The 22751-nt window shown below is 52.5% G+C and carries 21 protein-coding genes, 1 riboswitch and 1 other annotated feature; of the genes, 5 read left to right on the top strand and 16 right to left on the bottom strand.

Annotation, left to right across the window (positions count from 1 at the left end; translation table 11 throughout):
* Window positions 1-45: 45 nt before the first annotated feature.
* Together PKO01S_RS06170 and PKO01S_RS06175 are read right to left on the bottom strand one after the other, a co-directional pair.
* Window positions 46-558 (bottom strand): GNAT family N-acetyltransferase, encoded by a 513-nt coding sequence (locus PKO01S_RS06170; RefSeq protein ID WP_164779506.1) that lies wholly within the window; start codon window positions 556-558, stop codon window positions 46-48.
* Entirely contained in the window at window positions 545-1102 is a 558-nt protein-coding gene (locus tag PKO01S_RS06175; protein WP_127530436.1) for a DUF1273 domain-containing protein, read from the bottom strand. The genes PKO01S_RS06170 and PKO01S_RS06175 overlap by 14 nt, the downstream gene beginning before the upstream one ends.
* A 263-nt stretch (window positions 1103-1365) precedes the next feature.
* Between PKO01S_RS06175 and trhO the strand changes: the two genes are divergently transcribed.
* Window positions 1366-2262 carry an oxygen-dependent tRNA uridine(34) hydroxylase TrhO gene (trhO, locus tag PKO01S_RS06180; protein WP_127530437.1) on the top strand — a complete coding sequence of 299 codons (897 nt, stop codon included), beginning with the start codon at window positions 1366-1368 and terminating at the stop codon, window positions 2260-2262.
* Window positions 2263-2343: 81 nt separating this feature from the next.
* Here trhO and PKO01S_RS28705 read toward each other — a convergent pair whose 3' ends face one another.
* The 9 genes from PKO01S_RS28705 to PKO01S_RS06220 form a co-directional block, all read right to left on the bottom strand.
* Entirely contained in the window at window positions 2344-2490 is a 147-nt protein-coding gene (locus tag PKO01S_RS28705; protein ID WP_164779507.1) for a hypothetical protein, read from the bottom strand.
* Window positions 2491-2563: 73 nt separating this feature from the next.
* Window positions 2564-3793 (bottom strand): MFS transporter, encoded by a 1230-nt coding sequence (locus PKO01S_RS06185; protein ID WP_127530438.1) that lies wholly within the window; start codon window positions 3791-3793, stop codon window positions 2564-2566.
* 57 nt (window positions 3794-3850) lie between these two features.
* On the bottom strand, window positions 3851-4459 hold the full coding sequence (locus PKO01S_RS06190; protein WP_127530439.1) for a beta-class carbonic anhydrase: 609 nt from the start codon (window positions 4457-4459) through the stop codon (window positions 3851-3853).
* 101 nt (window positions 4460-4560) lie between these two features.
* Window positions 4561-4707: riboswitch (cyclic di-AMP (ydaO/yuaA leader) on the bottom strand.
* Window positions 4708-4761: 54 nt separating this feature from the next.
* A complete protein-coding gene (locus PKO01S_RS06195; RefSeq protein WP_127530440.1) occupies window positions 4762-5322 on the bottom strand; it encodes a hypothetical protein in 561 nt (186 codons plus the stop codon).
* A 91-nt stretch (window positions 5323-5413) separates the two neighbouring features.
* A complete protein-coding gene (locus tag PKO01S_RS06200; RefSeq protein ID WP_127530441.1) occupies window positions 5414-6604 on the bottom strand; it encodes an aminotransferase class I/II-fold pyridoxal phosphate-dependent enzyme in 1191 nt (396 codons plus the stop codon).
* Between the two features lie 47 nt (window positions 6605-6651).
* Window positions 6652-6894: a binding site (T-box leader), on the bottom strand.
* A gap of 262 nt (window positions 6895-7156) precedes the next feature.
* Entirely contained in the window at window positions 7157-8890 is a 1734-nt protein-coding gene (locus tag PKO01S_RS06205) for a stalk domain-containing protein (protein ID WP_127530442.1), read from the bottom strand.
* Between the two features lie 109 nt (window positions 8891-8999).
* Entirely contained in the window at window positions 9000-10163 is a 1164-nt protein-coding gene (locus PKO01S_RS06210) for a cation:proton antiporter (RefSeq protein WP_127530443.1), read from the bottom strand.
* A 571-nt stretch (window positions 10164-10734) separates the two neighbouring features.
* Window positions 10735-11037, bottom strand: a complete 303-nt coding sequence (locus tag PKO01S_RS06215) for a DUF6509 family protein (RefSeq protein ID WP_127530444.1) — start codon at window positions 11035-11037, stop codon at window positions 10735-10737.
* Window positions 11031-12974, bottom strand: coding sequence for an ATP-dependent DNA helicase (locus tag PKO01S_RS06220; protein WP_127530445.1), 1944 nt, complete (start codon window positions 12972-12974; stop codon window positions 11031-11033). Before PKO01S_RS06220 ends, PKO01S_RS06215 begins: the two co-directional genes overlap by 7 nt.
* Before the next feature lie 232 nt (window positions 12975-13206).
* On the opposite strand from PKO01S_RS06220, the gene PKO01S_RS06225 reads away from it, so the two are divergent.
* Genes PKO01S_RS06225 through PKO01S_RS06245 form a run of 4 tightly spaced genes read left to right on the top strand, consistent with a single transcriptional unit; the run spans window position 13207 to window position 16745 of the window.
* Window positions 13207-14106, top strand: coding sequence for a decaprenyl-phosphate phosphoribosyltransferase (locus tag PKO01S_RS06225; protein ID WP_127530522.1), 900 nt, complete (start codon window positions 13207-13209; stop codon window positions 14104-14106).
* A gap of 50 nt (window positions 14107-14156) precedes the next feature.
* Window positions 14157-15110, top strand: a complete 954-nt coding sequence (locus PKO01S_RS29675; protein WP_307719822.1) for an HAD-IB family hydrolase — start codon at window positions 14157-14159, stop codon at window positions 15108-15110.
* Window positions 15100-15420, top strand: a complete 321-nt coding sequence (locus PKO01S_RS06240; RefSeq protein ID WP_127530446.1) for an EamA family transporter — start codon at window positions 15100-15102, stop codon at window positions 15418-15420. The genes PKO01S_RS29675 and PKO01S_RS06240 overlap by 11 nt, the downstream gene beginning before the upstream one ends.
* 26 nt (window positions 15421-15446) lie before the next feature.
* Complete coding sequence (locus PKO01S_RS06245; RefSeq protein ID WP_127530447.1) at window positions 15447-16745, top strand: hypothetical protein; 1299 nt, start codon at window positions 15447-15449, stop codon at window positions 16743-16745.
* Window positions 16746-16797: 52 nt separating this feature from the next.
* Here PKO01S_RS06245 and PKO01S_RS06250 read toward each other — a convergent pair whose 3' ends face one another.
* The 5 genes from PKO01S_RS06250 to PKO01S_RS06270 all read right to left on the bottom strand — a co-directional run bounded on the left by PKO01S_RS06250 (window position 16798) and on the right by PKO01S_RS06270 (window position 22622).
* A complete protein-coding gene (locus PKO01S_RS06250) occupies window positions 16798-17301 on the bottom strand; it encodes a LysM peptidoglycan-binding domain-containing protein (protein ID WP_127530448.1) in 504 nt (167 codons plus the stop codon).
* Between the two features lie 63 nt (window positions 17302-17364).
* Window positions 17365-17913 (bottom strand): GNAT family N-acetyltransferase, encoded by a 549-nt coding sequence (locus PKO01S_RS06255; RefSeq protein ID WP_127530449.1) that lies wholly within the window; start codon window positions 17911-17913, stop codon window positions 17365-17367.
* Between the two features lie 130 nt (window positions 17914-18043).
* Window positions 18044-18988 (bottom strand): cysteine synthase A, encoded by a 945-nt coding sequence (cysK, locus tag PKO01S_RS06260; RefSeq protein WP_127530450.1) that lies wholly within the window; start codon window positions 18986-18988, stop codon window positions 18044-18046.
* 84 nt (window positions 18989-19072) lie between these two features.
* Window positions 19073-20884: an ABC transporter ATP-binding protein gene (locus PKO01S_RS06265; protein ID WP_127530451.1), complete on the bottom strand. Its 1812-nt coding sequence runs from the start codon at window positions 20882-20884 to the stop codon at window positions 19073-19075.
* The gene (locus tag PKO01S_RS06270) at window positions 20859-22622 is read right to left on the bottom strand and encodes an ABC transporter ATP-binding protein (RefSeq protein ID WP_127530452.1); all 1764 of its coding nucleotides are present in this window, start codon (window positions 22620-22622) and stop codon (window positions 20859-20861) included. The genes PKO01S_RS06265 and PKO01S_RS06270 overlap by 26 nt, the downstream gene beginning before the upstream one ends.
* Window positions 22623-22751 lie beyond the last annotated feature (129 nt).

A 22751-nucleotide genomic window follows, 5' to 3' on the forward strand; every position in this document is an offset into this window, starting at 1 on the left:
CACCTGTCAATTTGAAAAAAAGATCGATTTTGGCGCCCTTTTCTCCTACAATTCCATCATCATCCGAATCTGTCCGTATCTTCCACCCCGTTCGATGGCTCGGGATGCTCCATCACGTTCGAACCCGCATCGTTCGTAAAAAGCAATAGCAGTTGTGTTGCGTTCCAGCACCCACAGCATTGCGCACTTGCAGTTCTGCTCGTTGAACCGATCCAGCGCCCACGCTAGCAACTGCTTGCCGTAACCGGAACCCCGATATTCCGGCAACAAATAGAAAGCGTCGATCTCCCCGACTTTACGGCCATCCATAAGATTCGGGTCTTGAGCATAACCAATCGCCAGGCATCCTGCAGCTTGACCGCTCACGGACAATATAGCGCCTTTCCCATCCGCCGCGATGGACCGGTAGTAGAGCTCCCGCTGCTCAACGGTACATTGATTCAAATAATGATCATCCATCAAGCCGCGATAAGCGCTCCGATAGGCAGCCGAGTGTACGCTACCGTAGACTACCCAATCGGTCGTCCATTGGATGGCAACGCCGTTATTCGTATACATCTCTGGACTCCTCATCCGCCATTGCTTGCACATCCTCGGCTGTAATCGTCATGAACAGGTAGCCGTCTTCTTCGTGACGTTTGAACGCCCGCTCCTTCATATACTTCGGACTGGCCTCTCCCGCGTCTTCATCGTAGAACAACAGGATGCCGTCCGTCCGCCGCAGCAGAAGCTCATCCCGAGCCGTCAGTTGCCATACCCCTTGATAAGGCTGCTTGCTCACAATACCGTAATAGTCCACTTGGGCAACGATGTTCCGGTAATAGTTTTGTTTCTCTTCTTTCCACTTCTCTTCAGGATTCATATAGGCGGTTAGAATGGACAGCTTAAGCTGCGGATATTGGCGCTTTAATTCGATGGCCACCTCGCAAGCCCACAGATCGACGCCGTATTGTCCTGGTGTTACAATCCACTCCAGCCCGTCTTCGATCAGCGGAACAAGCCGCGATTCTATCGCCTTGCGTATGTAGGGTATTCCTTTATGCTTTTGATCGTAGATGCCGAGCTCGTGAGCCCGGTATCCGGTTACGAGTACACTTTTCATCCCTTACCCCTTGCCTTCCATTACACTCTTATTCTTTTATGTAGTATGCGTGACTTAACGTCTGTTGGCAATGCTTCGCGCAGCAACACTCAATACGCAAGTGCAAACTCCAATTCTGCTGTTGCCAGCCGCTTCATATTGACTTTGCGGGCGTAATCTTCTATGATTTACTATCAGATTAAGACGTGTAGTTACATTTCGCGGTAGAGAGACAATCCAAGCTCTCTGCCGCTTCCATTTATGTATGAAAGGAACGATATATGATGTCGGACAATCTTAACTATCGAGTACTTCTCTATTATAAATTCGTTCATATTGCTAATCCGGAGGAATATACGGCCGAGCATCTTGCATTCTGCAAAGAACTTGGACTGAAAGGCCGCATTCTGATCGCCGAAGAAGGCATCAACGGCACCGTATCCGGCACTTTCGAGCAGACCGAGCAGTACATGCGTCACATGCATGCGAACCCGCTGTTCGCAGATATGGTGTTCAAGATCGATGAGGTCGAAGGCCATACGTTCCGCAAAATATTCGTTCGCCACAAGAAAGAGCTTGTGACGCTCCGTTATGAGAAACCGCTCGATCCGAACAAGGAAAGCGGCAAACGGCTGTCCCCTGTCGAGTTCCATGAAATGCTTCAACGCGATGACGTCATTATACTTGACGGCCGGAGCGATTATGAATTCGATCTCGGACACTTCCGCGGCGCTATCCGCCCGGATCTCGAGACGTTCAAAGAATTCCCGGAATGGATTCGCAATCATATGGGCGACGATCTCCGTGACCGTCCGATCCTGACGTACTGTACAGGCGGCATCCGCTGCGAGAAGCTGACTGGCGTGCTCATGAACGAAGGATTCCCGAACGTGTACCAGCTGGAGGGCGGCATCGTCACGTACGGCAAAGACCCGGAAGTGAAAGGCCATCTGTGGGACGGCAAGTGCTACGTATTCGACGAGCGGATCTCGGTGCCGATTAACCGGACCGATGAGCAAGTCGTCGTCGGCAAGTGTCACCATTGCGGCAGCCCGACCGAGACGTTTATCAACTGCGCGGACGACACCTGCCACCTCCAGCATCTCGTGTGCGAAGCGTGTGACGATGTGCATAACGGCTACTGCTCCGAAGAGTGCCAAGAGCATGTAACAGCAGGTTAATAAGTTTATTGAATACAAGAAGGACATGCATCGGCATCATATGACACCGGCATGTCCTTTTGTTTGCTCCAACCCGGGCAGTTAGCCTGTCGACGGGCTGTTTGGCACATGGCCTTTTTGGTTGCGGTTGACTTCTGTCGTTGCGGCCAAATTATCTTCCGCCTGCTGACTGTTAGCCTGCAGTGCTTGTTGCTTGCCTTCGAACGTGCGGTTTTTGCTGCGCCCCATTGCGATACCTCCCGAAGGTTCAAAGTGAAAGTCCGGCGAACTTATCGTGCCCGTTGCCGCCCCTTTTTATCGCCTAATCGAGTTCAAGCCCTTTCGTTTCTTTACCAAGCATCAGCACCGCCGCAGCACCGATCAAGATCGTAATGAAGAAGATCGCGAATATCGCGCTGATCGCCGTTTCCTTCGCCACGAACCAGCCGACGAGATAGGGTCCGATAATTCCGCCGACCCGGCCGAACGAAGCCGCCATTCCGACGCCTGTTGAGCGGATTGCGGTCGGATACAGCTCCGGCGTGTAGGCATACATCGCTCCCCATGCTCCCAGATTGAAGAAGGACAAGCCGATGCCTGAACCGAGCAGCATTGCCGTCGTAGTGGCGTTGCCGAACAGAATAGCGCATATAGCCGTCAACAGCAGATAGACGATCAGCACGAACTTCCGTCCGGCGCGTTCGATCAGATAAGCTGCGGTGAAATAGCCAGGCAGCTGAGCCAGCGTCATAATAAGAACGTACTGGAAGCTTTTGACCAAATCGAAGCCTTTGAGCACCATAACGGTTGGCAGCCAGAGGAACATCCCGTAGTACGACAGAACGACCGTAAACCAGAGAACCCATAGCATGATCGTCGCCCTGCGATGCTCGGACTGCCAGATCGAACGAAGACGCATGGTGTAAGACATCGTCACGTCGCGCTTCTCCGCGAACCGCTTCGGATCCTGGATGGCAGTACGCAAATAGATGGCATACACTGCAGGAATCATTCCAAGCGCAAAGCCGATGCGCCAGCCGTACTCCGGTATGATGAAATAAGCGACTAGAGCCGACAATATCCATCCGCCGGCCCAGAAGCTTTCGAGCAGCACGACGGCGCGGCCCCGGTCAGCCGGTGCGACCGACTCGGAGACGAGCGTCGATGCGACAGGCAATTCGCCGCCGAGACCGAAGCCTGCTGCGAAGCGAAGCGCAAGCAGCACCGCGAAACTGCCAGCAAGCGCAGATAACCCCGTCGCGAAGGAAAAGATGAGCAGCGTCCACAGCAGAATAGTCCGCCTGCCGTATCGGTCGGCCAACAATCCGGCGGCAGCTGCACCCGCTGCCATACCGACCGAGTTCGTTGCGGTCAGCAATCCAATCTGCTGCGGCCCAAGATTCCATTCGACCTTTAGTGCGGCAACGATGAACGACAGCATACCGACGTCCATCGCATCGAATAGCCAGCTGATGCCGGCGCTAAGCAATAATTTACGTCCAGGGCCGTCCCGGAACGAACCGGCGCCCGATTGTAGGATGGAATTGTTCATACGGGATAGATTTCCCCAAATCCCGCTCAACCATGAATTTATACTGCGGCTGTCAGATTAATCGAACGGAACGACGGGCAGCACTCTTCCCTTCTCCTGCTTCAGATCCCGGCTGCCATATCCGTCATGGAGAAGCTCTAATCGGCCAGTCGTCGAATCGATGATGAATCCATGCACAGGAATGTGCGCAGGTACAAGCGGATGCTTGCGGATCATATTGACGCTGTGCATCACGCCTTCCTCCGCCGAGTCGAATCCTTTCAGGAAACGTTTCATTTTAATGCCCGAGTTCTCAAGCGTCATAAGTACCTCTTCCGAAATGCCGTTATCAAGAAACTTCTTAATCATCTGGTCCGCATCCAGATTCGTCATGCCGCAGCCATGGTGGCCGATGACGAGCACTTCCTGCACGTCGAGATCATGGATCGCAATCAGTAAGCTTCGCATTGCGCTGCCGAAAGGCTGGGTCAGAACCGCACCGGCGTTTTTAATAATTTTCGCGTCTCCATTGCGCAGATTGAGCGCCTTAGGCAGCAGCTCGACAAGCCGCGTGTCCATGCAGGTGAGAATCGCGATCTTTTTATCCGGGTATTTATCCGTTACATAAGACTGGTAATCCTTGTTCTGTACAAATTGCTCGTTGAAGGCCATCATTTCGCTCATCATTCGGCTTTCACTCTCCCTTGATAATGGTACGGAGGGGTCCGAAAGAACGCAAAAAAGACCCTATGGTTATAGGGTCTCAGGGCGTGTTCAATCGATAAAATGCAAGACCCATCCATCGCTGACGAGGTTAGCTGACGGGCTCGGGTAAGATGGTCCCCTACACGGACAAGACGTCCGCCGATTCGCCCCAAAATGACTGGTTCCCCCGCTTATCGGCAAGCCTGCCGACAATTAAGCGTAAAATCATTGTACGATACAACGATCCGATTAGTCAAAATAATCTGTTTATATTTTTCGTAAAATCAACTCTCGCCTATCGTATGCCTGCTTGAATTCGGGTCGTACACATCCCACCGATGCTCGAACTTTAATAGCTTCGGATGCAACCGGACGCCTGCTGGCTCGGAGTCAAGCAGCAGCCGAATCCGGACGATCCACGACTCGAACGAATCGAAGCTGGCGAACAGATTCGCCATTTCTGGTGTCAAGTAGAGAAACATCGGCGTTCCGTACGTCTCCATGAGATGGCGCAATGCACTATCGACTGGCGTATACTTCTTACGCTTTCCCTCCAGACCGTCAACGACGATGTTCGGTTGGTCCTTCGTACGGCGCCAATCGTGCAATCGGTCCATTCGCTTGTAATAAGGACTGACCGATTGTTTGACCATCCGTTTCGCGGTCGCTTCATGAAGAGGATAGAGCACGAACGTCCGGAAAGCTAACCTTCTTGCCGCTTCCGCCGCAATATCCAGCTCCGCATCCTTCGTATCTTCGAACCAATCGTAATAGACGAGCGTTCCTTTGCGCGGATCCTCGGTTGGCTCATAGCCGAAAGGAACCCGATCCTGATTCTGGCTCAACGCGATTCCTCCTCCATCACCTGTCCGCAGCAAGCGACAGGTGTCTGTCTTCATCCTTAGTGTCGCACTCGGCAAGGCCCGTCATTCACGTTTAAATCGTCTGAAGGAAACGTTCGATTCGAACGAGCGCCTCTTCGATCTTCTCGACCGATGTCGCGTAGGAGCACCGGATATAGCCTTCGCCGCCAAGCCCGAACACGTTGCCCGGAACCGTGACGACTTTCCCTTCCTTGAGCAGCCTCTCCGCGAACTTCTCGGACGTTAACCCGGTACTCTTGATCGAAGGAAACGCATAGAACGCTCCATTGGGAACATGACATGGCAATCCAATTCGGCGGAATCCTTCAACGATAGCTCTGCGGCGCATATCATAGCTTTCGATCATCGCCTTCATATCGTCGATCCCGATGCGCAGCGATGCGAGCGCCGCGATCTGCCCCATAATTGGCGCGCACATAATCGTATATTGATGAATTTTGAGCATAGCCGCGATCAATGGCTTCGGACCGCAAGCGAATCCGACACGCCAGCCCGTCATGGCGAACGCCTTGGAGAAGCCGTTCACGAGCAGCGTACGCTCGCGCATTCCCGGCAACGAAGCGAAGCTGACATGCTTGTCGCCGTACGTAAGCTCCGCGTATATTTCATCCGAGATCACGACCAGGTTATGCTCTTCCGCGATTCGGGCGATAGGCAGCCAATCCTCATAGGACATGGTCGCCCCCGTCGGATTGTTCGGATACGAGACCATCAGCACCTTCGAGCGAGGAGTTATGGCGCGGCGCAGCGCTTCTTCCGTCAGCTTGAAGCCGTTGCTTGCTTCCGTCTCGACCTCTACAGGCTTGCCATATCCGATAGCCGAGATCGGCGAATACGAAATATAGCAAGGGACAGGGACTAGAATTTCGTCATCCGCCGTAATGAGCGCCCGGAGCGCTAAGTCGATCGCTTCGCTGCTGCCGACCGTCACGAGTACTTCCTCCGCCGGATCGTAGCTTACTTCCCAGTTCTGAAGGACGTAACCCGCGATCGCTTCCCGAAGCTCCGGCATACCTGCATTGGATGTGTACGACGTGCGTCCTTGTTCCAGAGCGGCAATGCATGCATCCCGCACTGGCTTAGGCGTAGGAAAATCCGGTTCTCCAACACCGAGCGATATCATCTCCGTCTGTCCGGCGGCCAGATCAAAAAACTTCCGGATGCCGGACGGCTTCATCTCCCGCACAAGCGGCGCCAGCATCTCCTCCATCGAATTGGATTTCGTAACCGTTGAACTGATCATGACCCTTTCCTCCTTCGGCTTTAGAAAAAAATAAAGACCCGTCCCTATAAAGGGACGAGTCTGCACCCGTGTTACCACCCTAGTTCCGCCGTCATCATGACAGCGGCACTCCAATCACGTATCCATCAATACGCGTTCCTAATAACGCTGGAATAGCGGCAAGGCCTACTTGGGATTCAGCCCGCTTCTCGGAGATGGCTTTCGGTTATCGTTTGAACGTCGGTTTTCAGCTGCCCCGACTCTCTGGCGGATCGAACGGATAACGTACTCTTTCTCGTCATGGAATTTATCGTTCCGATATGAAATTACTCGTAATTATACACGCGAAGTTTAAAAATGCAAACATTATTTTGAACGCTTTGTCCTTTTTCCTAATATCCGCTAAATGAAGGCTGAGTTCTGAGCCTAACGCCCTATATACTGATCAATGCATTAAATCTCCTTAATTGTGCTTCATCGATAGCTTGAAAGGTTGTCGAGCATTTCGCTAAGCTAAGCCGTTCATTGCTCTTTCATTTCTCGAACTTGCAGCACCTGCCGCTAAATATCGAACTACTTTGTCTTAATCTCCACCGTATGAGAGCTCGCGTTCCATTCCACCTGTATGCCTAGCAGCTGGCCAAAATCTTTCAACGGTACATACAGATTGCCGTTCAGCGTCACGGGAGGGAATGACAGCTGCTGCTGGCCATCGGCTGTTATCGCGAACGACTTCCCTTGTGTAATCGAAAATACGCGGTTGTTATAAGTCACCGTCGCCTGATTCGTTGCGGCATCGAACGTGACTTCCGCTCCAACCGCCTCAGTCAAGGATTGGAACGGCACGAACATCCGGTTCGCGCTCGTCATCATGCCCGGTTCGACTGCCCGTTCCACGCCGTCGATCGACAGCTTCGCCTTCGTCTTCGCGAACGAATCCGCAGCCGCGGAATCAGCGCTAATCGGTTTTACAAGCTCGGAGGGCAGTTGAAACCCATACAGCTTTCCTTCAGCCTGCACAAGCAGCGTACTGCCTGTGGTCTGAAAAGCTCCATAATTTCGTGCGCCGGTATCGTAACGGAACAACGCTTTGCCGGTCGTCACATTAAGCGCATAGACCGATCCATCCGTCTGTCCGACATACAACCCGGAATCGATCATATCAAGTTGGCTGATCGGGTTGTTAACGCCTTCGTATTCGACCTGAGCGCTGTCGAACCATTTAATAGCGTGAATCCCCAATCTTCCTGTATTCGAAAATATAAGCTTTCCGTTATACGGACCTGCAATCCAGCTGCCATAGTCTGAGATGAGTGCAGGCTTCGCATAGAGCGGGTCGGCATGCAGATTATACCGATATACGCCCTTGCCATTCGTCCCGATATACAGATCGTCGCCATCAATGGCGATTTTGTCGAACAATGTGTATTGATGTGTCCGGTCATCCATCAGAGCAGGGAACGTCAACGTGCGAACGATCTCCCCTGTTGTAATCGATGCGACATCCAATTTGACCGACCCGCCGCCGTCCGGATTCGGCCATTGATCCTGAAAATACAGCTCGCCGCCATCTGCATGCAGCAGCTTCGAATGGCTGCCTGCAAGCCTCCATTTGGTCTTGCCGGTCGACGGATCGATTGCATAAGTCGTGCCAACGGTTATCGCACCGGATTCATCCGTATCGAACAACAATACATCCCCGACGCGCTGCGGAGGAGTAGGCGTCTCCAGTCCGTCATTGCGCCAATTAAGCTTCCCGTCCGTCAGGCGAATGGACACAAGCGTACCGGCACTTGCAGCATAGAGAGCATTATCTTCTGTTGAAAGCGACAATCCGGTAATTCCTTTCCGCCCTTTCGAAACGGAATCGGTCAATTGAAAGAAGCGCTCTCCCCTGCCCGTCTTCAGGCTGACCCGATAAATGGCGCCTTCGTTGTCATAGAGATAGGCATAGGCTCCCGCAGTAAGAATAGTGTCCGGACGAAGCTTCTTGCCGTATGTCCACAACATTTTGCCCGTATTGGCGCTCCTCGCTGTCAACACCCCTTGCTTCACATACAGAACCGTATTGCCTGTTGTCGTAATTGCAGGATAGGCATATACGTCCGCATTCGGCTGGCCGATATCTGCCGACCAGACGGGTTTAGCGATCGGCACGCGATTCCAAGTACTGAAATCCGTCCAAGAAGAATAACTTGCATTCGTGCCTGACTTGCCCTCGGCGCCCGCAATAGATGCCGTCATGCAAACAAGCGCGAATCCTGCGGCCATCATGGACAGCGCCGTTTTGTGCCATCGTCTATTCATTTGCTTTTCCTCCGAATCGGTCCTTATGCTGTCGTCTCTTCCTGAGTTAGCATTCTCTTCCTACTAGACTGACCGGATTGGCAAAAGGTTGCGGTCGCGCCGCTGATGGCTACTTTCCTTCTGCTGCCCTTTCCAGTTGTTTTCTCGGAAAAACTGCTTTAAGCAGTGGCGGCGTCACCAGCGTCGTCACGATGACCAACAGTACAACCGACGTAAAATAGTTGTCCGGCAGCAGCTTCGCTTCTAATCCGGAAGCGGCAATAATGAGCGCCACCTCGCCGCGCGAGACCATTCCCGCTCCGATTGCAACAGCCGATCGGGTGCCAAAGCCCGTCATTCGGGCGCCAAGCGCGCCGCCGATCAGCTTCGCTGCAATTGCAACGGCGGTCAGCAGCAGCAAAAATCCGATCTGGCTGCCGAGTCCTTCGAACCGGATGTGCAATCCGATGCTGACGAAGAATACCGGTACGAAGAGCGTGTATGCGATCGGCTCCACCTTTTTCTCAACCTCATGCTTAAAAGCAGTCTGCGAGATGGCAATGCCTGCCGCGAACGCGCCGATGATGCCGGCAACGCCCATTTTTTCAGCAAAATAGGCATAGAAGCACAATAGAATCAACGCTGTGCTCATAACCGGTTCTGTCACATGAAGTAACGACAGCTTCTTCATGATGAATGGAACAACAAGCCAGCTGACGATCAAGATCACAAGAAAGAACAGCGCTTTTTTGGCGAAAATGATCGAAAGAGTTCCGCTCTCAGACGTTCCGAGTACACTCATCATGACCGCAAGCAGCAGAACGACGATGACATCATCCACCACTGCAGCACCAAGAATCGTTGTTCCTTCCCGCGTATGAAGAGCATCCATCTCCTTCAATGTCTGAACGGAAATGCTGACAGAAGTCGCACACAGCAGCAGCCCGACGAACAACGACTGCGAACTGGACAGACCAAGGGCGAGCGAAGTTCCGTATCCGCCGATGAACGGGAGAATGATACCGCCAACCGCTACGGCGAAAGAAGCTTTCCAGTTGCGCTTCAATTGGTCCAAATCGGTCTCGAGCCCGGCAATAAACATTAGCAACAGTACGCCGAGCTCCGCAAAATCATCAATGAACGGGCCTGGTTGAATCCAATTCAAAACCGCCGGTCCGATTATAATGCCTGCAATCAGCTTGCCGAGCACCGATGGCTGGCCGAGCCTGACCGACAAATCGCCCGCCAGTTTGGTTGATGCGATAATAATCGCCAATGATAAGATAAACATCATAAATAGATCCTCTCCTCCCCAAAATAGACAACAAAAAAAGAGCCTGTAAGATACAGGCTCTCCTAATGCAGACAGAGTCATCCCGTAAATGACAGGCTCCTCCGTTGCTTGCGTATGAACGTTTGTGTTCATTATAGCGAACCAAACCGCTTTTTTGCAACCTCACAATCCTTTGATTGCTGTCTATAAGGCTAACTTACTGACTGGAATACGCTATTGAATATTACATTACAATTCGTTGTATTATGTGCAATGAGATGGGCATTGTGATCCTCCCAAGAGACGGCTCATTGTAGTTCATACAACGTAAATGGAGTAAATTAAAAATCTCCCCTATATTCAGTCAAAACCCTGATTTACAATTGTACAAAATACAACGAAATCATGTTCCTGGACCCTAACAGCTTGTTCACATTGTATGAACTACAACGAAGCCAGCAGGTTTGGACTAAAATCCCAAAAATGTAATGCCCCGGTCCCAGCATCATGTGCATGAATAGCATCGCATAATGCCGGTCCAATATACATGCACACGGTGCAGGTTCTTGAGGCGACTTCTAGCTCTTACCCGCTACTCGTTCGCTGCTCCGGCAGCCAATTGCTCGCGGCAGAATTCCGCAAACACCGCAAGTTCCTCGTCTTCTAAGTCGATCTCCAGATAGCGGTCGGACGAACGTTCGCGAAGCTCGTATTTGACGATTCTCGATCCGCTCTCCTCTACGCCGAAGATCACTCTAGCATAGACGCCGCCCTCGCTATAGAGCTCGTCGTCGTCCGGCACGTCGAGGTCGAGAATAAACTCGTACCGTTGTCCTGGTATAATGCCGAACGGGTCTTTCACCAGTTCGACGCTGTATTCCGTAATCGTTAACATGGGGCCATCCTCTCTACGGTTGACGGCAGGAATCGCTCGATCTGCTCCGCAACTTCCTGTCGGTTCAACTGCTGTCCGAATATAGTGACGATACCGCGGTCTTCCCGCGTTCGAATCAACCGGCCGATACCCTGCCGCATGCGCAGCAGCATATGCGGCATCTCAACGTCCAAGAACGGGTCGTCCGCATCCTTCCGTTTCGCATCGAATACGGGATCATGCGGCGGGAACGGAAGCGACCAGACGATGACATGCGACAGCGACGGCCCTGGAATGTCGAGTCCTTCCCACAGCGTCACTGCACACAGTACGCTTCCCTCATCGTTCTGGAACTGTGAGATCAGATGGCTGATCTCGGCTGAGCCTTCATATAGAAACCGGTATTGCGCGGCTTCCGGTAGCATCGCGGCCTCTGCGCGGAACCGGTTCAACTGCTCGAACGAAGGGAACAGAATAAGCGAACCGCCCTCGGACTTCGATAACCGCTGGAGCACGCTCGCCGTCTTGTTCACCGTTGATTCAGCCGATTCCGGATACAAGACAGCATGCATCTGAGCTTCATAATCATACGGAGATGCGACAGTAAACGACTGATAGTCGCTAATGCCGAGACTGCGCGCGATATAATCGAACGAACCATCAACCGACAGCGTAGCCGAGGAGAATACGACCGGCATCTTCCGGCCGAACACCTTATCTGCCAGTATCTCTTTCACCTTGCGAGGCATAATGACGAGCGTTACGCCCTCTCGCTCTTCCGTTACCCAAGAGATGAGCATCTCTGGCTGCTTGAACAGCGACAACGCCAGCTGAATCATCTCCAGGTGCTCTTCTACGATCTTGAGCTGATAGTCGTCGATCGTGTGCAAACCGCTTTCGAAGACAAGCTCTTCCTCGATTACAGCAAGCAATCCGCTGAAGCGTGTAATTTCCCGCAGCAGCTTATCGCTCAGCACGACTTCCTTGCGGTTCGAGTCTTGTACTTGAACGCTGCTTAGACGCAGCAATTCGAATAGCGCCTCGCTGGCACTGATGGCATCCTCAATCGCATAAGCGAGCGATTCACGCACCTCGCCGTCGAGCAGACGCGTAACGATGCTCTCGAACAACGAGTGCTTCAGCTTGTACGTCAGCGCGTTCTGTGCAGCTGTCTCTAGCAAATGCCCCTCGTCGAAGACGACGGAGCTGTGCTCCGGCAGCAGCGGCAGCTGTCCTTCCCGCTTCCTTGCGTCATACGTCCATACGTGCTCCATATAGAAGTCATGCGAGCAGATGATGAGATCTGCAGCTTTGCGGTAATGCTCGCGGGACAGCGTCTGGCCGCACCGGTGCCGCTGGCTGCAGACGAGGCAATCCTGGAATACATCCCAGCCAATATGGTTCCACTGCTCGTCCGACAGCTCCGGATAATCTTTGCGGTTGCCGTACGGGTGGAACGATTGCATCGTATCCGGGCGGTGCACAAATTTCGGCAGCTCGTCGTAGATCGTACCGAACGGCTCCGCCTCTTCCCCGTTCACCCGAACGTCGTCGAGCTTGTTCAAGCAAATATATTGATCGGGCGATTTGCCAAGCCGCGCATCGATCGTCAGATTCAAATGCCGGGCAAGCTTGGCGATATCGCCTTCAGGCTTCACCAGCTGTTCAATCAGCGACTCGTCAGCGCATGCGATTATAGCAGGCTTGCGAGTATACCGCGCATAGCATATGGCGTACAATAAATAGACAAGCGTCTTGCCTGTTCCTACGCCAGCTTCGGCGAAAATCGTCTTCTTCTCGTTGTACGCCCGCTCTAGCTGGAATGCCATATAGATTTGTTCGTCGCGTACCTCGAAGCCCGCCTCTGGCAGAAGCTCATAGAACACGTCAGCGATCCAATCGCTTGCCTGCTGAATGAACGGACTTCCGGGATCAAATTGAAACGGATAATTAGCCAATCGAATTAAGCCCTCCACATCGTCAGTTAACTCCATCGTTCCATTATACCGCACATTGGACGTTACTTTCACCTGGTTCCTGATGAAAAGATAACGTTATTGCGCAATGGGCCTGATTACCTATTTTGTGAGCTTAATGAAACTAATACTTGCCCTATCTCGTCCAATTCATGCACAATAATAAGATCATTTTGTTAAGGTGGTTATCGTTATTCAAGCTTCAGATTCGAAAATGAGTGCAGCGGAAGGCGCGTATCCGTCCGATATATCGGTCGTTAGATTGTTGTGGTCGCAGCTTCGTCCGAAGCAGTGGACCAAAAATGTGCTCATATTTGCCGCTCTTCTGTTCACGTTCCAACAGTTCAATGTCCACAATGTATTGACCACGATTGTCGGATTTTTCTTGTTCTGCTTCGTCTCGGGTTGCGTCTACATCCTGAACGATTTCGTAGACCGGGAAGCAGACCGCAATCATCCCGTCAAGCGTCACCGTCCTATGGCTTCCGGCCGGTTGAATCCCGGAATCGCGATTGTTTTCGGCGCATTTCTGCTCCTTGCATCATTAGGCACAGCTATCGCAATGCGCCCGTTGTTCGGCTTGATTCTGCTCATCTACTTCCTGATGAATGTATCGTACTCGCTGCGGCTGAAACATGTCGTGATCGTTGACATTATGATCATCGCGGCAGGCTTCGTGCTGCGTGCCATCGGCGGCGGCGTCATTATCGGCGTCTCGTTTACTCCATGGTTTCTGCTTTGTACGCTGCTGTTATCGTTGTTCCTTGCAATCGGGAAACGGCGCCATGAGCTTATGCTGTTGGAGCAGGACAAAGGCACGCACCGTAAAGTACTGGAGCAATACTCGTTCGCTCTGCTGGACCAGATGAACGGAATTGTGACGACGGCTACTATTATGACTTATTCGTTGTTCACGTTCACTTCTGGCCGAACGGTTCATCTCATGTGGACGATTCCGTTCGTCATCTTCGGCATCTTCCGCTACTTGTATCTCATCCATATTGAGAAGAAAGGCGGCGCGCCCGACCGGGTGCTGTTCGAGGACAAGCCGATTCTGTTCACGGTCATTTTGTACGGCATCAGCGTAGTAACCATTCTAGCTGTATTCGAATAATATGCGGCACCATTTTCTACTGTCATGATTGAAGGGTTGTATCTGGAACTATGAAACAGAAATTCGCCATATTTGATATCGATCATACGATTCTAAGCGAAGATTCCATGTTCAGGTTTGTCCGTTACGGCATTCGCCGCTATCCCCGGACAAGCCTTAACGTGGTGCGGATCGGACTGTTCACGGTCCTCTATATGCTGAAGATCATTTCGGTCGAGAAAGTAAAAGAAGCGTACTTCCATGCGATTCGTTATATGGACGAGTCGGATTTGGAGCATTTTTATGATACGGAGCTCTCTCCTCGCCTCTATGAGGCTGCTACACAAGAATTGCAGCGCGTCAAACAAGAAGGGTACCATGTGCTTCTCATTACCGCTTCACCGCATGCTTATATGAAATATTTCGCCAAGATGCCAGAAGTCGATGCCGTTATCGGGACCGATCTGCGCCAGACGGAAGACCGCTATTCAAGCATCGTAGAGGGCGTTAACAACAAAGGCGAGGAGAAGGCGAAACGGCTGCAGCGTTATTTGGAAGAGCATAACCTGGAGATCGACGCTGAGCAATCCTGCGCCTACTCCGACTCGTTATCCGACTGGCCGTTGTTCCGCCTTGTGAAGCACCGTTATCTCATTAACCGGAGCGGAGAAGGCCTAATTGCGTGCAATTGGAAGCCGGAGCCGAGCAGAAGCCGCTATGCAGGCAAGCTGTTCATGATTCTGTCTGCCATTCTAGCCGCAACGGGCCAGCTGTTCTGGGCTTGGAGCAGCGAGAGCGTTCTCTATATGGTCTTCGGCTTCGGATGCTACGGCCTCGGCATGCTGTTCATGCTGCGCGCGCTTGCACAGGAGAAACTTTCTGTCGCTTATCCTCTCATGTGTGTCAGCTATATCGTCGCCATGCTGTACGGCTGGTGGTTTCTTGGAGAAGAGATTACGGTGACGAAGGCTGCAGCCGTTGTCATGATCGGAATCGGGGTGGCACTGACTTCTTATGACCAATAGCACCGATATGCTGCTGCTTGTCCTCATGACCCTATTCGGCTCGGCCGGCGGAGCGCTGCTCAAGCTCTTCTCTTCTACCCGGAAGCTGAAGTGGGCCGCCTTCGGCTTGGCCGCATACGGGGCTGGTGCGCTGCTCAATATTTATCTGCTAAGCGTGCTCCCCTATACGCTTGTCGTACCTGCTAATGCGCTGACGTTTGTCTGGGCAATGGTGCTGGCCAAATGGATATTCGGCGAACAAATAAAAGGGCTTCGATGGGCAGGCGTCGCTTTCATTATGGGCGGCCTGATCCTTCTTACCATGAACTGATCACTAACTATCGATGGAGGTTGTGCATGTCATTCATCCGCTATGTCTTTCAATCTTCACGGGATAACGCCACTGCCTTCGGCATCTGGCTGTTCCTTGTCTTTCTCTATATGGTGCTGAACATACCGTTCGTCGATTACATGAGCAGCAACGATGCCGTACTTCAAGAGCACACGCCGTTCTACCATGTCCCGTTCACGATCAATCTGTTCAATTTCGATCCGAGCATGTATTACGGTTATACGAACGTGACTGTCATTCACCCGTTGTTCAGCTTGTTGAACGGCTTGTTCACCTCGATCGCCGGACATGCCGGGGGCAATCTGTTCTACTTAAGCGTGCAATCCGCTATGAATGCGGCAAGCGCTGCAATCGTCTACTACTATCTTCGGCGGAGCGGCGACAACGTCTATACACCTATCATTTGGTCCGTATGGTTCGGCATCAGCTCATACAGTCTGTTCACTGCGCTTATTCCCGACTCATATGCTTACGCCCAATTCATCATCTTGCTGTCACTGCTTTATTTGCAGTTCTGCCAAGCTGAAGAACGGTTGAACGTCATACCAAGCGCGGTGTTAGCCGTCGTCAACTTCGGCATTACGGCAACGAATCTGCTTACGTTCGTTGGCGCCTTCGTCATCCAGACGATTCGCAGGCCGTTGTCCGCTTGGATCAAGAGAGTGCTGCTGATCGGCGGAGCAGCACTCCTGCTGCTGGTCGTCCTGACCTTGATCCAAGGCTGGTCGAATAACGGGACAAGCTGGATATCGAATTGGAACAACGGACTGCAGAACGGCGGCTACAACTATGTCGCGCCATTCTCGTTAAGCGCCCATTCAAAGATCATTTATACGATGCTGATCAGTCCGGTTCTCACCCCTGCCCTCGCATTCATCGATCCGGGCATTGCCGCATTCGCATCAAATTTGAACGCGCCTTATCCGTGGTACGTATCGGTCATCGGCTTCGGCATGATTGGTCTAGCCATTGCCGGTCTCGTCAAGCTGTGGCGCAGACGGGAAGCTTGGGCGCTAGCCGTCTATATCGGATTTGCCGTATATTTGCACATCATCTATGGCTTCGGTCTAGCAACGTTCAACTACGATATGTATTTGTACGCGGGACACTTCCTGTTCGCCTTCTTCCTGCTCGGCGGACGATTCATCATCGAACTTCGCAGCAGGAAAGTGAAGAATAGTATCGTACTCATCGTTTGCGTGTTCACAGCCGTTACGCTGGTCCATAACATCATTCAGCACGATCAGGCGCTGGATCTCATCAAGCAGACTTATTCCTCGCTCGTACCGAAGGAGCAACCATAAACAACGAAAAAAGCACTTTCCGCATCGATGCGGAAAGTGCTTTTTTCGTCTATTAATAGTGATATGGCGCTCGTTGTTGCTGCATTGGCATCATCTGAGCAGGCAATTGCTGCATTTGCGGCCAATTGCCCGGTTGAACTGCACCTGGTTGGACTGCGCCCGGTTGAACAGCGCCTGCCTGACCCGGCTGCGAATCGCGCTCCATATAAGTTTTGTGGCAGTACATATGCGAGATGCGCGGAATCACGACCGTTTCGCCTTGCCTCAGTGACTCCGGACTCGTCAGATGCGGGTTCGCTTCCTCTAGAACGGGATAAGGAATATTGTACGTATGGGCGACTTGCGCAAGAGTCTCGCCAGGAGCAGCTTGGTGTTGGGCGAATACGCCAGAATTGCGGTCTTCTCCTGCTTCTTCACCTTCACGGAAAAATGGAAAGAAGAACGGCGAGAAGAAGAAGAAAGGAAACAACGAACGGCGTGGAAAGAATGGATGCGGAAACGGACGGAATGGCGGGCGGCCGAATCCTCCGCCAAACGGTGCAAAGCCACGATTCATCATGGTACCTCCCGTGTCATAGTCATACGTCTATAGCGTATGACAATGGTGCCTAGGTTGCGCCTAGTCCTCTCGAAAAAACTTTTCGTACAGACAAAAACCGCCGTTCGCTCCGACATATTCATATCCGCAATCTTTGTAAAATTGGTTCAATTGCGGGTTCGTCTCGATGCAATCAAGCCTTATGCGGTCCCGTCCATCAAAATGAATGCCGGAATGGACCCATTTCAACATGTGCTTGCCCAACTGTCTGCCGCCATATGCTCGATTAATGGCCAGCCGGTGCAAATACACGGCGCCATCATGACCGCTTTCTCCCCACAACCGTATATCCCACTCGCTCGGGTCCCGCAGCAGGGTCACGATGCCTGCCAAAGCAGCTTTCTCCTTGAACAAATAGACGTCGCCTCGTGCAATCGAACGTGCTGTGTTGTGATGGTCTTCACCGTTAAGCAGCGCGCTCCATTGCGTCGAGCCTTTGCTTCTCAGCCACTCGGCTGTCTGTATAAGCAGCGACATCACGTCTGCCGTGTCGATTTCCTCCGCCTGCGAGACCTTAATGGCACCCGGAATATCATGCTTCTTGAAATTCGCTAAATATCTGACGGTCATCCCGATTCCTCCGTATCTGTGTAGACTTGCGTTGCCTAGCATCCATTGTGCACATTCATGGCGCCTATTCATACGGCAAATAAAAAAGCCGCGATGCCGCGGCTTTTCGGATGAAACAATAATTGACGGGTTATAAGGCCTGTTCCTGTTGGTAGAGCACCGTCGATAAATACCGTTCTCCGTTGCTCGGAATAACGGCAACAATCCGCTTGCCCGGCCCAAGCTTCTCGCCGAGCTGGAGCGCCGCATACACAGCAGCGCCTGACGATATGCCCCCCAGTATGCCTTCTTCTCTCGCAAGACGCCGCGCGATGTCGAACGCTGACTCGTTCTTGACTTGAACGATCTCGTCATAGATTCCTGTGTTTAGAATCGACGGCACGAAGCCGGCACCGATCCCTTGGATTTTGTGCGGACCGGCTGCGCCTCCCGAGAGGACGGGGGATGCCGCCGGCTCGACGGCCGCAATATGAATGCCCGGGTAATGCTGGCGCAGCACTTCTCCCGCTCCCGTAATCGTACCGCCCGTGCCGACGCCGGCGACAAAGCCGTCGAGCGTCCCGCCAATCGATTCGATTGCGCGGACAATTTCCGGACCTGTCGTCTCCCGGTGAATTTTCGCATTCGCCGGATTATCGAACTGGGCCGCCGGGAAATAGTCCGGATGCTGTGCGGACAGTTCCTGCGCCACACGAATGGCGCCTTTCATCCCTTCCGCTCCCGGCGTCAGCACGAGTTCCGCACCGTAGGCGCGAAGCAGGTTTCGCCGTTCCAAGCTCATCGTTTCCGGCATCACGAGAATCGCCTTATAGCCTCTCGCCGCCGCGACGAGCGCAATGCCGATGCCCGTATTGCCGCTGGTCGCTTCGATGATCGTATCGCCCTTCTTCAGCTTGCCGGACCGTTCCGCTTCTTCGATAATGCTGATCGCAATACGGTCCTTAACGCTGCTGCCAGGATTAAAAAACTCCAGCTTCAAGTAAATATCCGCACTCGTATTCGGCACGATACTGTTCAACCGGACGAGCGGCGTTCTGCCGATCAGCTCCGTAATGTTATTAACGACCAAGCTCATAGTTAATCCCTCCTATTATTCGGCGACCTTAGATCGGAGATCATGGATCGTCCTATTCATCCCATACGAATATCTCTGTTTCTATTATTTCGAGTTCTCGTATAACTCCTGATAATGGCCGCCTGCTTCGACAAGCTGCGAATGCGTGCCTTCCTCAACGATCTGGCCTTTGCTCATGACAAGAATCCGGTCGGCTTGCTGAATCGTAGACAGCCGGTGTGCAATAACGATCGTTGTCCGGTTGCGCGACACGGCATGCAATGCGCTCTGGATCAACTGTTCGGTCTGCGAATCCAGATTCGCGCTCGCTTCGTCCAGAATGAGCACCTTCGGCTTGAACACGATAATTCTCGCGAACGAGATGAGCTGCCGCTCGCCGGAAGACAGACCGCTTCCTCTCTCCGACAGCTTCGTATCATAACCGCCAATTAGCTTCTGAATGACGGTGCTCGCACCGACGAATTCACAGGCCGCGATAACTTCCTCACGGCTGATCGATTCATCGAACAGCCGGACGTTATCGATGATGCTGCCCGAATAGAGGTACGGGTCCTGCTGCACCAAGCCGACCATCCGGTGAAGCGAAGCTTGCGGGATATGGCGGACGTCGAAGCCGTCGATCCGAATGGCTCCCTCCTGCACATCATAGAAACGGCACAGCAGGCTGATCAAGGAGCTCTTGCCCGCTCCGGTCGTTCCGACGACGCCAATCATCTCGCCTGGGGCAATCGTCAATTGCAAATTCCGAATAATCGGCACATCCGGTTCATACGCGAACGAGATATGATCGAACTCGATACGGCCTCGAACGTCTTGTTCATTCCAGTCCTCAGCTGCCTTCTTCGGATCTTTGACGTCCGGCTCGCTCTCGAATACGGTCCAAATGCGGGATATAGCTACCGTAGCGGATTGAAGCGTATTCCACTGCTGCGTAATCGTATTAATCGGCTGAAAAAATTGACGAATATACGTAATGAACGCATACAACACGCCGAACGCCAGATGGTCGCCTAGTACGGCATTGCCTCCAACCCAAGTAACGAATGCAATCGACAGGTTGCTGAGAACGTCGAACGTGCGTCCGAACAGAATGTTCGTCCGGATCTCGCGCACATTCGCCTGGAAATACAAACCGTTGCGCTCGTTGAATTGTTTCTCCTGCTCCCGCTGCTGGTGAAATGCCTGCACCAGATTCATGCCTGACAAATTTTCCGCTACGAAAGCAACCATCCGGGACAGCCGCGTTCTCGCAAGTTGATAAGTCGTACGCATGAACGAACGGAATCCGATCGCAATAAGCGAAATGACCGGCAGCAGCACCAAGCAATAGAGCGCCAATTGTGAATCGAGATGAAACATCATCGCGATGATCAGAATGAGCGTAAGACCGTCACGGAACAAGCTGAGCAGCACTTGGTTGAAAAATTGGTTAAGCGCCTCGGTATCGCTCGAGATGTGCGTAATGAGGCTGCCGCTCGACATCCGGTCGAAGTACCGCATAGACAACCTGAGAATGTGGCTGAACAGCTGCTTGCGGATTAAGCCGACAATGCTTTGCCCGATTCGCTGCAGCAAATTGTTCTGCAAATACGTGAACAGGAAGCTGGAAGCCGACAATGCGAAATAAGCGGCGCATATGAGCAGCAGTCCTTGGTAATCGTTCCGCCCGGCGAGCAAATTGTCATCGATGGCGATCTTCATCAAATAAGGCTGAAGCAGATCCGATAGAATCGCGATGATGGTAAACAGAAAGACGAGCGAGAACGAAACGATATGCGGCCTGACGTAACGCGACAAGGCACGAAAAGCGGATACGTACTGCGGCTTCTGCTCTGGCATGTTCGGGTCCGCTTTCTGATCCATCTGCCAATTATGAATAGCCTGTGCCGGTCGCATGCTGTTGTCCCTCCTCCTGTATCGCGTGAAGCTCCGCATATAGTCCCGGCGCGCGCAGCAATTCCTCATGCGTGCCTTTCTGCACGATCGCTCCTTCGTCAAGTACAAGAATGACGTCGGCATGCTTTATGGCGCTAATCCGATGCGCGATAATAATCGTCGTCTTGCCCGCTCTCTCCTTCCGGATCGTACGGATAATCTCTTTCTCGGTGACTGTGTCGACGGCACTAACGCTGTCGTCGAGAATTAAGAGCGGCGCATTCTTGATCAGTCCTCTCGCTAAGCTCGTACGCTGGCGCTGCCCGCCGGACAGCGTCAAGCCGCGTTCTCCGAGCCGCGTATCGAACCGGCTGGGCAGATCCACGATATTATCATAGATTTGCGCCTGTTTCGCAGCCGTCTTCACCGTGCACAGCTTCGCCGAACGGTTGTGGAACGCGATATTTTCCCGAATCGTCGTACTGAACAAGAAGCCGTCCTGCGGCACGTACGCAATCTGGCTGCGCAAGCTTTCGAGCGTCATATCCCGAATATCGGTGTTGCCGAACAGAATGGAGCTCTCGGGCGGATCGTACATACGAAGCAGCAATTTCATTAGCGTTGTCTTGCCGCTGCCGGTACGCCCAATAATGCCAAGCGTCGATCCCGGCTTTAGCGTCAACTGTACGTTCTGAAGCACCGGCTGGGACGTTGGATTGTAGGCAAATGTCAAATTTCGAATGCGAAGCACGGCGGTGGACAGATTTACTTCCCGCGCGTAATCCGATTCAATAATTTCCGACCGCTGCGTAAGCAATCCGTTCAGCCTTTCCAGCGAGGCGCGGGAACGCTGAATCGAGTTTACGACGTTCCCGATCTGCTGGAGCGGATTCATCAGCAGCCGTACATACAGCGTCAGCGCGACAAAATTGCCGAGCGTGATCCGGCCATGAATCGCAAGATACCCGCCGAACGCGAGTGCCGTGATGAGGGCAATGGTGCCAAGATACGGAATCAGCGCCTGAAAGAATGACGACACCTTCACCAGCAGCAATTGATTGCGGCGAATTTCATCAACCGACGCATTGAAGCGCTGCTCCATGACATCCTCGGCGGCGAATTTCTTCGTCACGCGTACGCCTCCGAACTGCTCCTCCGCCAGCTCCGTCATCCGTCCGAGCGATTCTTGCACCGCTAACGACCGTTTACGAATAATCGGTCCAAGATAAACAACGATGAACGGGATGAGCAGCAGCGGGAACACGGAAGCGCCGATGAGATAAAGCGGAATGCCGCTTGTGATCATCATCGCCACAGCCGCAGCCAACAGCATCGTCGCATTCGCCGTCGCATTGAAGCCCATCGAGATCGATTCGCGGACTGCCGTGACGTCGTTCATGAAATAACTGAGCAGCCTGCCTACCCCATTGCTGGAATAGAAGCGTTCGCTCATTTGCGTAAAATGATGAAACAATTGTCCCCGGACGTGAAATTCGAACTTGCGGCCAACGTACATGACGAGATACATAGCGCCGCCGTTGAACAACACATGGCCAATACCGATGGCGAGCAGCAGCAAGCTGAAAGATACGACCTTATCATGCGTCAGACTTCCAAGCTGGAGCTGGTCGGTAAACCGTCCGAGCACTTTCGGGAAATTGACGTTAATCCAGTTCGAAACGAAATGAAGAAACAGCGATAATGAATAAATCGGCCAGGTCGTCAAAAAGAAGCTTTTAATCAATTTCGTAGATTTCAAGAAAACGATCACTTCCCGCTGTAATAAGTAAAAGTACCGGCATAGCGCCGATTATGGACGAAAATAGTCAAAGCAAATTCCAGTAAATAATCATTTACTGGAATTTGCCTGCTAAGCGCAATTCTCGGT

This window comes from Paenibacillus kobensis NBRC 15729, from assembly GCF_004000825.1.
GTDB classification, from domain to species: domain Bacteria; phylum Bacillota; class Bacilli; order Paenibacillales; family Paenibacillaceae; genus Paenibacillus_T; species Paenibacillus_T kobensis.